Genomic DNA, 14,469 nt, shown 5'->3' on the forward strand with positions numbered 1-14,469 from the left:
AGAAATCAAATGAAAATTGCAATTGGATGTGACCATATCGTTACCAATGAAAAAATGGCGGTCGTAGATTTCTTGAAGTCAAAAGGCTATGAAGTACAGGACTACGGAACATATGACCATGTGCGTACCCACTACCCTATCTACGGAAAAAAGGTAGGAGAAGCTGTGGCGAGTGGCAAGGCGGATCTGGGAATCTGTATTTGCGGTACTGGTGTCGGGATTAACAATGCGGTTAATAAGGTGTCTGGTATCCGCTCAGCTCTGGTGCGCGACATGACTTCAGCTCTCTATGCTAAGGAAGAGCTCAACGCCAACGTTATCGGTTTTGGCGGAAAAATCACTGGTGAGCTCCTCATGTGTGACATCATCGAAGCTTTCATTCATGCGGAGTACAAGCCGACTGAAGAAAACAAGAAGCTGATTGCCAAGATTGAGCATGTAGAAAGTCACAATGCTCATCAGGCAGATGATAATTTCTTTACAGAATTCCTTGAAAAATGGGATCGTGGAGAGTACCACGACTAGTGAGGTAGCCAGATGATTCTTACAGTGACCATGAATCCTTCTATCGATATTTCCTATCCTTTAGAAGAATTGAAAATTGATACTGTTAATCGTGTTGCAGAAGTCAGTAAGACAGCAGGCGGCAAGGGCCTCAATGTGACCAGAGTTTTGGCAGAAATTGGAGACGATGTCGCTGCGACGGGGCTTATCGGCGGAACTAATGGAGAGTTTTTATTACAAAATCTTCATCCAAATGTTCAATCTTCCTTTTACAATATTTCAGGAGCGACGAGAAACTGTATTGCTATCTTACACGAAGGTAAGCAAACAGAAATCCTGGAAGCCGGTCCGACTATTACAGCAGTTGAGGCGAGGGATTTCCAAGAACACTTCCGGTCTTTGATGGCTGAGGCAGATGTTGTCAGTATCTCGGGCAGTTTGCCAGCGGGCCTGCCGACAGAATACTATATCCAGCTGATTGAAATGGCTAATCAAGCTGGCAATAAGGTGGTGCTGGATTGCTCTGGAGCAGCTCTGGAAGCTGTACTTAAATCAGATGTCAAACCAACTGCCATCAAACCAAATAACGAGGAACTTTCTCAGTTATTGGGCCGCGAAGTTTCCAAAGATTTGGATGAGTTAAAAGCTGTCCTTTCAGAACCGCTATTTGAAGGAATCGAGTGGATCATCGTATCACTCGGTGCAGATGGCGCTTTTGCAAAACACTGGGATACTTTCTATAAAGTAGATATTCCTAAAATCCAAGTGGTTAATCCAGTTGGCTCTGGTGACTCAACTGTTGCAGGTATTTCTTCAGCCTTGAGCCATCAAGAAGATGCTGTCTCTCTGCTCAAAAAGGCAAATGTGCTGGGCATGCTCAATGCCCAAGAAAAAATGACTGGTCATGTCAACATTGAAAACTATGACAGTCTATACAATCAAATCACAGTAAAAGAGGTATAAAGAATGGTATTAACAGAACAAAAATGCAAGTATATGGAAAAACTTTCTGACGAGAATGGCATTATCTCTGCCTTGGCTTTTGACCAACGCGGTGCTTTGAAACGCCTCATGGCTCAATACCAAGAAGCAGAACCAACAGTAGAACAGATGGAAGAGCTGAAAGTTCTGGTAGCAGAAGAGCTGACTCCTTATGCTTCATCTATGCTCCTAGATCCTGAGTATGGCCTGCCTGCTACGAAGGCTTTGGACAAGAATGCTGGCTTACTATTGGCCTATGAAAAAACAGGTTACGATACTTCTAGCACTAAGCGCCTGCCAGACTGTCTAGATGTTTGGTCTGCAAAACGCATCAAAGAACAAGGTGCGGATGCGGTGAAATTCCTCCTTTACTATGATGTAGACAGCTCTGAAGAACTCAACCAGCAAAAGCAGGCTTATATCGAGCGTGTGGGTTCTGAGTGTGTGGCAGAAGATATTCCTTTCTTCCTTGAAATCTTGGCTTACGATGAAAAGATTGCGGATGCTTCCAGCGCTGAGTACGCGAAAGTGAAACCTCACAAGGTTATCGGAGCTATGAAAGTCTTCTCAGATCCACGTTTCAATATTGATGTCTTGAAAGTGGAAGTTCCAGTCAATGTCAAATATGTAGAAGGATTTGGCGATGGCGAAGTGGTGCATACAAAAGCTGAAGCAGCTGCTTTCTTCAAGGAACAAGATGAGGCAACCAACCTGCCATACATCTACTTGAGTGCGGGTGTATCTGCTAAACTTTTCCAAGAAACACTTGTTTTCGCTCATGAGTCAGGTGCTAACTTCAACGGCGTTCTCTGCGGACGTGCAACTTGGGCTGGCAGTGTCAAAGACTACATTGAGCAAGGCGAAGAGGCAGCTCGTAAGTGGCTCCGTACAACTGGATTTGAAAATATTGATGAGCTCAACAAGGTTCTTCAAAAAACAGCTACCTCTTGGAAAGAGAGAGTTTAAAGCAGTATTTTAGTTCAATACGCCTGTCTAAAGCTTTCTTGAACTAAAGTCAATCATTGGTATTTGATCTGTAAGATTGGCCAATGATTGGTTTTAGTTTGAAATCATCAAAAATAAATGAAAAATGTTTAAAAAAACCAAAAGTAAGGGTTTACATTGTCGTTTTGATATGTTATAATTAAACCATAAGTTGAATAGGGTGAGCGTTACTAAGTTGGATTAGGCGTGACCGCAAATGAATTGGAAAGTCAAGTATTCTTGTTATTTTCCGTTTATTTGCGGTCATTTTTATTTCACGAAAGCTCAATAAAATGATAAGGAGGGAACTATGTATCGAATCATACTTCCTATGAATAACAATGTTGCCTTAGCTAAGAATGAGCATCAGGAAGAAGTTGTTTTGATTGGCAGTGGCATCGCTTTTAATAAGAAGAAAGGGGATGTTGTTCTTGAAAGCAAGATTGAAAAAATCTTCCGATTAAGGACAGAAGAATCAAAAGAGAATTTTGTAGCTTTGCTCAAAGATGTTCCGCTGGACTTTATCACGGTGACTTATGATGTGATTGACACTCTTTCTAAGAAGTATCATTACCCTGTTCAGGAGTACATTTACGTTACACTGACGGATCATATCTACTGTTCTTATCAAGCAGTCCAGCAAGGCCGTTACAAGGATAGCGCTCTCCCAGATGCTTCGGAGAAATACCCAGTTCCTTATCAAATCGCACAAGAAGCAGTGGCTATTTATCGGGGCCGGCTCTTAGATAGTTTTCCTGATGATGAAGTGAACAGAATTGCTTATCATTTTATCAATGCAGAAGGCACCTCCACTCCTGTAGGTCAAAGTCACTTAGATAAGCGGAAAGAAATTCTAGGTGCTGTGGAAGAGGAGTTAAGGAAACAAGGCATTAGAAGAACAGCTAATAATAGTAACTTCTATGACCGATTCATGATTCATCTCAATTATTTCTTAGATTACTTGGAAAGAAGTCGCGATGACAATGTTGCGCTGCTAGAAATGGAGAGCCAGATTAAACTGACTTATCCTGAAGCCTATCAAATTGGAAGTAGCCTCTATGAGATTATTGCTCAGAAAACTGGAATAGACTTGTATCATAGTGAGCGAGTTTATCTAGTCTTACATATTCAACGATTACTATAACTAAAAAATATAAGGAGGTTCTATTATGAACAGAGAGGAAATTACATTACTTGGTTTTGAAATCGTAGCCTACGCAGGTGATGCTCGTTCCAAATTGTTGGAAGCATTGAATGCAGCTCAAGCAGGAGAATTTGACCGAGCAGAAAGCTTGGTGGAGGAAGCTAATGCCTGCATTATTGAAGCACACCACGCTCAGACAGACCTGCTGACCAAAGAAGCATCAGGTGAAGATTTGGCTTACAGTGTGACCATGATGCACGGTCAAGATCACCTGATGACAACCTTGTTGCTCAAGGATTTGATGAAACACATGATTGAATTATACAAAAGAGGAGCAAAATAATGAACAAACTTATTGGAATTATTGAGAAAGGGAAGCCTTTCTTTGAAAAACTATCACGTAACATCTACTTGCGGGCTATCCGTGATGGTTTTATCGCAGGGATGCCAGTTATTCTTTTCTCCTCCCTCTTTATCCTGATTACTTATGTGCCAAATTCCTGGGGCTTCCAGTGGCCAAAAGATATTGAAGCGCTCCTGATGAAACCTTACGGTTACTCTATGGGGATTTTAGCCCTTTTGGTAGCTGGTACAACGGCTAAATCTTTAACCGATTCTGTCAATCGAAGCATGGAGAAAACCAATCAAATCAACTATATGTCTACACTTCTGGCAGCTATTGTTGGTTTATTGCTGCTGGCAGCTGATCCAATAGAAAATGGTTTTGCGACTGGTTTCTTGGGGACCAAAGGACTGCTAACTGCTTTCATTTCAGCCTTTGTAACTGTCAATATCTATAAGGTATGTGTGAAGAATAATGTGACCATTCGGATGCCAGACGAGGTTCCGCCGAATATCTCACAAGTCTTTAAAGACGTCATTCCTTTCACTCTTTCTGTTGTATCACTTTATGTTTTAGATATTCTCGCACGGAACTTTGTCGGTGCTGGTGTGGCCGAGTCAGTTGGTAAATTCTTTGCACCACTCTTCTCAGCAGCTGATGGCTATCTGGGTATCACCCTTATCTTTGGAGCCTTTGCCTTCTTCTGGTTTGTGGGGATCCATGGTCCTTCTATCGTTGAGCCAGCGATTGCGGCCATCACTTATGCCAATGCGGAGGTCAATCTGCAGCTTCTCCAACAAGGACAACACGCAGATAAGATTTTGACATCTGGTACACAAATGTTTATCGTTACTATGGGAGGTACAGGTGCAACCTTGATTGTCCCATTCATGTTCATGTGGATCTGTAAGTCTAAACGTAATAAGGCTATCGGCCGTGCGTCTGTCGTACCAACTTTCTTTGGGGTAAATGAACCCATCCTCTTTGGTGCTCCAATCGTATTGAATCCAGTCTTCTTTATTCCATTTATCTTGGCGCCAATTGCCAATGTCTGGATCTTCAAATTCTTTATTGATGTTCTGGGTATGAACAGCTTTACAGCTAACCTGCCTTGGACGACTCCAGGACCACTGGGGATTATTCTTGGAACCAACTTCCAACTTCTGTCTGTAGTTTTGGCAGCAACTTTGATTGCAGTAGACTTTATCATCTACTATCCATTCGTTAAAGTTTATGATGAACAAATTCTGGAAGACGAACGTTCTGGTAAATCAAATGATGAATTGAAAGAAAAAGTTGCAGCGAATTTCAACACTGCCAAAGCAGATGCTATTCTCGATAAAGCCAATGCAGGAGCTGTAGCAGAAGAAGCTCCTGCGCAAAACAATATTAGCGAAGAGACCAATGTTCTGGTGCTCTGTGCAGGCGGTGGTACTAGCGGATTGCTGGCTAACGCTTTAAATAAAGCAGCAGCTGAATACAATGTTCCTGTCAAAGCAGCAGCTGGTGGCTACGGTGCTCACCGGGAAATGTTGCCTGAGTTTGACCTGGTTATTCTGGCTCCTCAAGTTGCCTCCAACTTTGAAGACATGAAGGTGGAAACGGATAAATTGGGTATCAAACTAGCTAAAACAGAAGGTGGCCAATACATCAAACTAACTCGTGATGGTAAAGGGGCGCTAGCCTTCGTTCAGGAGCAATTTAACAACTAAATCTATTTATTTGAGATGAAGCAACTTGATAAGATCTAGTCAAGCTTGACTTCATCTTAAATGCTATTGAAAGGAAAATAAGATGATAAAAAGCTTACCTAAAGATTTTATTTTCGGTGGTGCAACAGCGGCCTATCAAGCTGAGGGAGCAACCCACACAGATGGAAAAGGACCTGTTGCCTGGGATAAGTACCTAAAGGATAACTACTGGTATACGGCAGAACCTGCCAGTGACTTTTACCACAAATACCCTGTGGATCTGAAATTGGCTGAAGAGTATGGTGTCAATGGTATTCGGATTTCCATTGCCTGGTCACGGATATTCCCGACGGGCTATGGCGAAGTCAATCCGAAAGGTGTAGAATTTTACCACAACCTTTTCGCAGAATGTCACAAGCGGCATGTGGAACCTTTTGTGACCCTTCACCATTTTGATACGCCAGAAGCCCTCCACTCAAACGGAGACTTCCTGAATCGGGAGAATATTGAGCACTTTGTAGACTATGCGGCTTTCTGTTTTGAAGAATTTCCGGAAGTTCGCTATTGGACGACTTTCAATGAAATTGGTCCTATTGGTGATGGCCAGTACTTAGTTGGAAAATTCCCCCCAGGTATTCAGTATGACTTGGCCAAGGTTTTCCAATCCCATCACAACATGATGGTCTCCCATGCCCGTGCTGTTAAGCTTTATAAGAACAAGGGCTACAAGGGTGAAATTGGTGTCGTTCATGCACTGCCGACAAAATATCCTTACAATCCAGAAAATCCAGCAGATGTCAGAGCAGCAGAGTTGGAAGATATTATCCATAACAAATTTATCCTTGATGCGACTTATCTGGGGCACTACTCAGATGAGACGATGGCAGGAGTGAATCATATTCTCCAAGTCAATGGTGGCCAGCTCGACCTGCGCGATGAAGACTTTGCGGCTTTAGAAGCAGCCAAAGACCTCAATGACTTCCTCGGCATCAACTACTATATGAGTGACTGGATGTGTCATTTCGATGGGGAAACGGAAATCATCCATAACGGAAAAGGTGAAAAGGGAAGCTCTAAGTACCAGATTAAGGGTGTGGGACGCAGAGAATCTCCAACCCATATTCCAAAAACTGATTGGGATTGGATTATCTATCCGCAAGGTCTCTATGACCAAATCATGCGGATTAAGAAGGATTATCCAAACTACAAGAAAATCTATATCACCGAAAATGGTCTGGGTTATAAAGACGAGTTTGTGGACAATACGGTTTACGACGATGCTCGCATTGACTATGTCAAGCAGCATCTGGAAGTTTTATCCGATGCGATTGCGGATGGAGCTAATGTCAAGGGCTATTTTATCTGGTCTCTGATGGATGTCTTTTCTTGGTCTAACGGTTATGAAAAACGCTACGGCTTATTCTACGTAGACTTTGAAACTCAGGAGCGCTACCCTAAGAAATCTGCTCACTGGTATAAGAAACTAGCTGAAACGCAAATCATTGAATAAAAAATAAAGCCGTTAGAGTTGAACTCTTTCGGCTTTTTTGGTGTGCTCATGCATAAAAACTTGATTCTATAGCAGGAGTGGTCTGGTATAGAATCATTGGACTGAATTGTTGGTCTGAGTTTTCGTTGGAAAAATTTAAACTTTTTCCTTTAAATTGGATTGAGGGACAGAGAGTTTCGGTTGTATTTTTTAGTTGAAGCTAATAGCTCTGCACCTAGAAATCTGCTATAATGGTCTTATGATTATTTTACAAGCAAGCAAGATTGAGCGCTCTTTTGCAGGGGAGCTTCTTTTTGACAATATTAACCTGCAGGTGGATGAGGGCGATAGGATTGCCCTAGTCGGTAAAAATGGAGCTGGTAAGTCAACCCTACTCAAGATTTTGGTGGGCGAGGAAGAGCCTACTTCTGGTCAGATCAATAAAAAACGAGACCTTTCCCTGTCCTATCTGGCTCAGGACAGCCGCTTTGAGTCGGAGAATACTATCTACGACGAGATGCTGCTGGTCTTTGATAGCCTGCGCCAGCAGGAGAAGCGACTACGCCAGATGGAGCTGCAAATGGGAGAATTGTCAGGGGAAGACCTGACTGCTCTCATGACCCAGTATGACCAGCTGTCAGAGGATTTTCGCCAAAAGGGTGGTTTTACCTACGAGGCCGATATTCGAGCGATTTTGAATGGCTTCAAGTTTGACCAGTCCATGTGGCAGATGAAGATTTCTGAACTTTCGGGCGGGCAGAATACTCGGCTGGCTCTGGCCAAGATGCTCTTGGAAAAGCCCGAGTTGCTGGTGCTGGACGAGCCAACCAACCACTTGGATATTGAGACCATTGCCTGGCTGGAAAACTATCTGGTCAACTATCGGGGAGCCCTCATCATCGTCAGCCACGACCGCTATTTCCTAGACAAGGTTGCGACCATCACGCTGGACTTGACCAAGCATTCCTTGGATCGCTATGTGGGCAATTACTCTAGCTTTGTGGTCCAAAAGGAGCAGAAGCTGGTCACTGAAGCCAAGAACTATGAAAAGCAACAGAAAGAAATCGCTGCGCTGGAGGACTTTGTCAATCGCAATCTAGTTCGGGCTTCCACAACTAAGCGAGCTCAGTCCCGTCGTAAGCAGCTGGAAAAGATGGAGCGTTTGGACAGACCAGAAACCGGCGGTCGCTCGGCCAATATGACCTTCAAAGCTGATAAGGTTTCAGGAAACGTTGTTCTGACCTTGGAAGACGCAGCTATTGGCTATGGTGAGGAAGTCCTGTCGGAGCCGATCAACCTCGACATTCGCAAGTTTAATGCGGTAGCTATTGTCGGGCCAAATGGGATTGGAAAGACGACCTTGATTAAGTCACTAATTGGTCAAGTGCCCTTCATCAGAGGCAAGGAGCAGCTGGGAGCTAATGTGGAAGTGGGTTACTATGACCAGACCCAGAGCAAACTAACTGCCAGCAATACGGTTCTCGATGAGCTGTGGAATGACTTCAAGCTGACACCAGAGGTCGAGATTCGCAATCGCTTGGGGGCCTTTCTCTTTTCAGGTGACGATGTCAAGAAATCGGTCGGCATGCTATCAGGTGGAGAGCGGGCGCGGCTGCTTCTAGCCAAGCTGTCTATGGAAAACAACAACTTCCTCATTCTGGACGAGCCGACCAACCACCTGGACATTGACAGCAAGGAAGTGCTGGAAAATGCCCTGATTGACTTTGACGGCACCCTGCTCTTTGTCAGCCATGACCGTTACTTTATTAATCGTGTGGCCACTCAGATTATCGAGCTTTCTGAAACAGGCTCCACCCTTTATCTGGGTGATTATGACTACTATCTTGAGAAAAAGGCAGAGCAGGAAGCCTTGCGTGAGGAGACGGAGCAGACTAGTCCTGACAAGCCAGCACCTGCCAATGACTATCAGCTTCAAAAGGAAAACCAGAAAGAACAGCGCCGACTGGCCCGTCGCTTAGAGCAATTGGAAGCGCAAATCGAAGACTTGGACAGCCAGATTAGTCAGCTTCAGGAAGCCATGCAGGCCACTAATGATGCCGCCGAACTCATGGAGAGCCAGCAGCAAATCGACCAGCTGACCGCCAAACAAGAAGAAGCCATGCTAGAATGGGAAGAACTGGCGGAGAAGGTGTGAGAAGGAAAAAGAACCTGTGTAAGAATGCCTAGTTTCCTTGAGAAATGAGCTTCCCAGAGCTCAAAATACTTAATTTCACATGTGAAATCAGTCCCAAAAGAGCAAAAACCGAATGTTCACATGTGAAATTTCTGATTCTGTGACAAAAAGACAAATCCTTCATGAAGAATTGTTTTCCTGAGAGCGAGAGACGAACTTTTACATGTGTTCTGAGATTTTTTCGAGGAAAAGAAAGCATTCTTCATGCAATCTAAGTTCTTTTAAAGACAAGTCAGTCCGTCAGATTTTCTGAAAAGCTATTTTGGAGAAAAGTGAGGTCATCCGATTTTCGGACGGTTAGTCTGAGACCAAAACCCGAACTTTCTATTTTCGGACGAGTTCTTTTTGTGGAATTTGCCTTTTCCGATTTTCCGCCGATAAGATTTTGACGAAATGAGGCTCGTCCGAAAGTAGAATCCGAACAAAGGGGCTGGAAGGTAGTTTTGAAAGAAGCGACTAGGGAGCAGAACAGCAATTAAAGGAATTTAAGTGGTAAACAAATGGAAGATTTAGGCAAAGTTTTTCGCGATTTTCGTTTAAATGGACAGTATTCTTTGAAGGAAGCGGCGGGTCAGGTTTGCTCGACCTCTCAGTTGTCTCGTTTTGAGCTGGGTGAGTCGGATATGACTCTCTCGAAATTTTTAGATCTTTTGGATAATATCCATGTGACTCTTGAAAATTTTATGGACAAGGCACGGAATTTCCAGCAGCATGAGCATGTGGCCATGATGGGTCAGATTATCCCTCTTTACTACTCAAATGACATCAAGGGATTTCAAGACTTGCAAGCGGAGCAGTTGAAAAAAGCCCAAGCTAGTAGTGCTCCTCTCTACTATGAGCTGAATTGGATTTTGATGCAGGGCTTGATTTGTCAGCGAGACAGTCAGTTTCGCATGAGGCAAGAGGATTTAGATAAGGTGGCTGATTATCTCTTCCAAGTGGAAGATTGGACCATGTATGAGCTGATTCTCTTTGGCAATCTCTATAGCTTCTATGATGTGGACTACGTCTACCGTCTGGGCAAGGAAGTCATGGAGCGGGAGGACTACTACAAAGAAATTGGTCGCCATAAGAAATTAGTCTTGATTATAGCGCTCAATTGTTACCAGCATTGTTTGGAAAGTTGTTCTTTTGATATGGCTAGTTATTTTGAGGCTTACGTAGAGAAGATTATTGGCAAGGGCATCAAACTCTATGAACGCAATGTATTCCTCTATCTCAAGGGTTTTGCGGCTTATCAGAAGGGACAGAAGAAGCAGGGAATCAAGCAAATGCAGGAAGTCATGCATATCTTTGAAGTGCTGGGATTACCTGAGCAAGTCGCCTATTACCAAGAGCATTTCGATAAGTTTGTGAAAGTATGATTTCCCAAATATGGGAAAAACAAAGAACCTCTCTCCATTCCTGATACAATAGTTTCAGAAATGGAAGGAGGTATTTTTATGAATCGACATGCAGCACAGCTGATTACACGGGCTGCTATTAATAAAATTGGGAATATGCTTTATGACTATGGGAATAGCATCTGGCTTGCTTCTTTGGGAGCTCTAGGACAGACGGTCTTGGGCATTTACCAGATATCGGAGCTAGTTACTTCTATCTTATTCAATCCTTTGGGTGGAGCCATTACGGACCGCTTTTCCAGACGTAAGGTGCTGATGGTAACGGACTTGATTTGTGCTGGACTTTGTCTGCTGATTTCTTTTATCTCTAATGACCGACTCATGATTGGGGCGCTGATTTTTGCTAATGTGGTCCAGGCTATAGCCTTTGCCTTTTCTCGGCCAGCTAATAAATCCTACATTACAGAGATTGTGGACAAGAAAGATATCGTGGCCTACAATTCTCATCTAGAATTGGTGCTACAGGTCATCAGTGTCTCTGCTCCAGTTCTGTCTTTTATCGTGATGCAGTATGCAAATCTACGAATGACCCTTCAGCTGGATGCGCTGAGCTTCTTTCTGGCTTTTGCCTTGGTTTACTTTCTGCCCGATCATGAGCCAAGCAAGCAGAAGTCTCCCATCAATCTTGGAAATATCCTGAGAGATATCAAGGAAGGACTAGTTTATATCCGCCAGCAAAAGGAAATCTTCTTTCTGCTCTTGGTAGCTTCTGCCGTCAACTTTTTCTTTGCGGCTTTTAATTATCTATTGCCTTTCACCAATCAGCTCTACGGCAAGACCGGCTCTTATGCAACTATTTTGAGTTTGGGAGCTGTAGGCTCAATCGTTGGAGCTATTCTAGCTAGCAAGGTTAAGGCCAGTATGGGCAATTTACTTGTAGCCCTGTTATTGACCGGTGTCGGGGTAGCAGTCATGGGTGTCTCTGCTTTGCTACCGGTTCATCCATATTTTTCTTATTCTGGTAATCTAATCTGCGAGCTCTTTATGACGGTTTTCAATATTCATTTCTTCAGTCAGGTCCAGACCAAAGTGGACAAGCAGTACCTAGGACGAGTTTTCTCAACAATCTACACGTTGGCAATTCTTTTCATGCCTCCTGCAACTTTTCTGATGACTCTTCTGCCAAGTGTTCACACCCTTTCCTTTCTTCTGATCGGTTTCGGAGTGATGGGATTAGCTTTGATTTCCTACCTTTTTCAAAAGAGAATACAAAAAGACTAGGCTGGAGTTCCAACCTAGTTTTCTGTATGGGAATTTTTAAGCACTTCTTTTGTTTTTTTCAGTTCTCTTTTCAGTGAAAAATTTTTCGTCATGCTGATGAGAAAGGTCGTGACAGAGCCTAGGAGCACTGAGACCAAAATCAATATGATTAAGGGAAGTTTGAAGGTGAACAAGATAAAGCTAACATTAACGCTCTGCATATTGGCCAAGGAAATACTGGCCACCAATAGAATGGTAATCAAAAGCAGAATATAGTGTAATTTTTCTTTCATAGTGATTCTCCTATTATTTACTCAAACTCTGCCTTGCTTTTGACATCTCCATATTCTTCTGGGATTTCTTGGGCTAGGATGTCTTCATAAGCAGCTAGTTCAACATCTGAGCCATACTTATTTTTCAGAGCAGTAGTCACCAGACGATAGGCCAAGTTGGCATTGCGGGACAAGATGGGACCATGGAAGTAGGAGCCAAAGACATTCTTATAGTGGACGCCTTCATTGCCATCTTCTTGGTTGTTGCCATTCCCATAGACGACTTTGCCCAGAGGTTTTTCATCATCAGAGAGGAAGGTACGACCTTGGTGATTTTCAAAGCCATAGTAAGTCTCGTTAAACTCTTCGTTATGAATCTTGATATCACCGATATAGCGGTTTTTGGTCTGGTTGAGGGTATAGTGACCCATGATGCCTAGACCTTCGATTCGTCGGCCAGAAGCTTCGATATAGTATTGGCCTAAGAGTTGGAAGCCACCGCAGATAGCTAGCACAACGCCATTTTCATTGATAAAGCTTTCCAAAGCTTCTTTTTTAGTTGGCAAGTCACGGGCTACGATGGTTTGCTCATAGTCTTGACCTCCGCCAAAGAAGACGATGTCGTAGCTGTCCTTGTCAAAGTCATCTTCTAGAGAGACGATATCGACTTCAACTCTAGCGCCTAGCTTTTCAGCCACATACTTGAGCATGAGGACATTGCCGTTGTCGCCGTATGTATTCATGAGATTGCCATAGAGATGAGCAATCTTTATATCATAGCGATAGTCCTGGTTTTCAGGAGAAGTGAGGGATCTGTAAACCATTAGTTCATCTCCTTTCTGACCACTTGACGGTCTGCCAGCAACTCGCGGAATTCAAGCATGGCGGTATAAGTTGCTAAGATATAGGCATGCTTGGTTTCTTGCTGTTCAATGGCCTTGAAGACGGCTTCCAAATCTTTGACTTCAGTAATCTGATCTGTTGGATAGCCCGTTACCCGCAGTCGACGAGCAATCTCAGAGTGGCGCACACCGCCTGCGATAACCTGAGGAATATCCATCTCTAAAATTTTCTCAAAATCAGCATCCCAGATCCAGCTGGTATCAATGCCGTCTGCATAGTTGGCATTGAGCAGGACAGATAGGCTAAAGTCAAAAGGCGCCAGCTCAATCATGTCTAAGGCTTGAGTAGCTCCGACCGGATTTTTAATCAAGACTAAGGTACATTCCTTGTTGCCGATTTTGAAAGTTTCCTGACGGCCAAAGACAGCTCGGCTCTTGTCAAAACCAGCCTTGATAGTGGCTGGCTCAACGCCAAAGAACTGAGCTACTGACACTGCTGCTAGAGCGTTATAGATATTGTAGAGACCGCCGATATTGATTTGATAGTCTTGTCCATCAATGGTAAAGGCAGAGCGGTTATGCTCAAGTGTTTTGAGAGCGGTCAGGCTGTAGTCAAGCTTAGGACGCTTGAAGCCGCAGTCCTCACAGATATAAGCCCCCAGATTGGCATAGGTATTGAGCTCGTATTTGAGGATATGTTCGCACTTGGGACAGAGGATGCCTTCTGTATTGTAGTGAGCTAGCTGAGCCTGGCCTTTCTCGGTATCAAATCCATAGTAGCGGACAGGATTCTTCAGGCTCACTGAGTTAAAGAGTGGGCTGTCACCATTCATCAGCACAGTCGCTTCAGGAACCTTGGCCGCTGCATCCAGAATCATCTGGTAGGTCGTGTAAATCTCACCGTAGCGATCCATCTGGTCACGGAAAATGTTGGTAAAGACGAAGAGGCTAGGCTTGATATAATCACAAATCCGAGATAGGCTGGCTTCATCGATTTCCAGAACAGCGATATTCTTGCCAGATTTGCCTTTCTTAGCGGTTAGGAAGGTTGTGGTAATCCCCGTAATCATATTGGCACCGCTGGGATTGGTCACCACTTCTCCGAAGGCTTCCTTGAGGATGCCTACCGTCAGCGCCGTTGTTAGGGTCTTGCCGTTGGTTCCAGTAATAACCACAACCTCATAGTTCTTGGCTAAGTTTTGTAAAATGTTTTTGTCGAATGTCAGGGCAACTTTCCCCGGCAGAGTCGAGCCGCGTCCCATTTTGCTGAGAACAAAGTGGGAGGACTTGCCTGCCAGAAGGCCCAATATTGTATTTATCTTCATAAGAAATATTTTATCATAAAAAAGTAAAGAAGGTTACAGAAAAATATCATTAAAAGTGATATAATGATTGAGGACGTTTGTTTTTGAATGTGAGGAC

Annotated in this window: 13 protein-coding genes; 10 read left to right on the forward strand and 3 right to left on the reverse strand. The window is 43.6% G+C overall.

What is annotated here, in order from left to right:
- Positions 1-9 precede the first annotated feature (9 nt).
- From lacB to AC5FEC_RS00430, 10 genes are all read left to right on the forward strand, one after another.
- Positions 10-525: a galactose-6-phosphate isomerase subunit LacB gene (gene lacB, locus AC5FEC_RS00385; protein ID WP_493660915.1), complete on the forward strand. Its 516-nt coding sequence runs from the start codon at positions 10-12 to the stop codon at positions 523-525.
- A 12-nt stretch (positions 526-537) separates the two neighbouring features.
- A complete protein-coding gene (locus tag AC5FEC_RS00390; RefSeq protein WP_493660916.1) occupies positions 538-1,467 on the forward strand; it encodes a tagatose-6-phosphate kinase in 930 nt (309 codons plus the stop codon).
- A 3-nt stretch (positions 1,468-1,470) separates the two neighbouring features.
- Positions 1,471-2,451, forward strand: a complete 981-nt coding sequence (gene lacD, locus AC5FEC_RS00395) for a tagatose-bisphosphate aldolase (protein ID WP_493660917.1) — start codon at positions 1,471-1,473, stop codon at positions 2,449-2,451.
- Positions 2,452-2,779: 328 nt separating this feature from the next.
- On the forward strand, positions 2,780-3,613 hold the full coding sequence (locus AC5FEC_RS00400) for a PRD domain-containing protein (protein ID WP_493660918.1): 834 nt from the start codon (positions 2,780-2,782) through the stop codon (positions 3,611-3,613).
- Positions 3,614-3,638: 25 nt separating this feature from the next.
- Positions 3,639-3,956 (forward strand): PTS lactose/cellobiose transporter subunit IIA, encoded by a 318-nt coding sequence (locus tag AC5FEC_RS00405; protein WP_037616882.1) that lies wholly within the window; start codon positions 3,639-3,641, stop codon positions 3,954-3,956.
- On the forward strand, positions 3,956-5,668 hold the full coding sequence (locus tag AC5FEC_RS00410) for a lactose-specific PTS transporter subunit EIIC (protein WP_493660919.1): 1,713 nt from the start codon (positions 3,956-3,958) through the stop codon (positions 5,666-5,668). Before AC5FEC_RS00405 ends, AC5FEC_RS00410 begins: the two co-directional genes overlap by 1 nt.
- Before the next feature lie 82 nt (positions 5,669-5,750).
- The gene (gene lacG, locus AC5FEC_RS00415) at positions 5,751-7,157 is read left to right on the forward strand and encodes a 6-phospho-beta-galactosidase (protein WP_493660920.1); all 1,407 of its coding nucleotides are present in this window, start codon (positions 5,751-5,753) and stop codon (positions 7,155-7,157) included.
- A 238-nt stretch (positions 7,158-7,395) separates the two neighbouring features.
- Positions 7,396-9,291: an ABC-F family ATP-binding cassette domain-containing protein gene (locus AC5FEC_RS00420; protein WP_493660921.1), complete on the forward strand. Its 1,896-nt coding sequence runs from the start codon at positions 7,396-7,398 to the stop codon at positions 9,289-9,291.
- A gap of 539 nt (positions 9,292-9,830) precedes the next feature.
- The gene (locus AC5FEC_RS00425; RefSeq protein ID WP_493660922.1) at positions 9,831-10,694 is read left to right on the forward strand and encodes an Rgg family transcriptional regulator; all 864 of its coding nucleotides are present in this window, start codon (positions 9,831-9,833) and stop codon (positions 10,692-10,694) included.
- A gap of 78 nt (positions 10,695-10,772) precedes the next feature.
- The gene (locus tag AC5FEC_RS00430) at positions 10,773-11,954 is read left to right on the forward strand and encodes an MFS transporter (RefSeq protein ID WP_493660923.1); all 1,182 of its coding nucleotides are present in this window, start codon (positions 10,773-10,775) and stop codon (positions 11,952-11,954) included.
- Positions 11,955-11,968: 14 nt separating this feature from the next.
- Here the strand turns inward: AC5FEC_RS00430 and AC5FEC_RS00435 are convergent, their stop codons facing one another.
- Genes AC5FEC_RS00435 through murT form a run of 3 tightly spaced genes read right to left on the reverse strand, consistent with a single transcriptional unit; the run spans position 11,969 to position 14,372 of the window.
- On the reverse strand, positions 11,969-12,226 hold the full coding sequence (locus AC5FEC_RS00435; RefSeq protein ID WP_037616871.1) for a lipopolysaccharide assembly protein LapA domain-containing protein: 258 nt from the start codon (positions 12,224-12,226) through the stop codon (positions 11,969-11,971).
- A 17-nt stretch (positions 12,227-12,243) separates the two neighbouring features.
- Positions 12,244-13,029: a lipid II isoglutaminyl synthase subunit GatD gene (gatD, locus tag AC5FEC_RS00440; RefSeq protein ID WP_493660924.1), complete on the reverse strand. Its 786-nt coding sequence runs from the start codon at positions 13,027-13,029 to the stop codon at positions 12,244-12,246.
- The gene (gene murT, locus AC5FEC_RS00445) at positions 13,029-14,372 is read right to left on the reverse strand and encodes a lipid II isoglutaminyl synthase subunit MurT (protein WP_493660925.1); all 1,344 of its coding nucleotides are present in this window, start codon (positions 14,370-14,372) and stop codon (positions 13,029-13,031) included. Before murT ends, gatD begins: the two co-directional genes overlap by 1 nt.
- Positions 14,373-14,469: the final 97 nt, after the last annotated feature.

It is taken from the genome of Streptococcus sp. STC1396 (assembly GCF_058933875.1).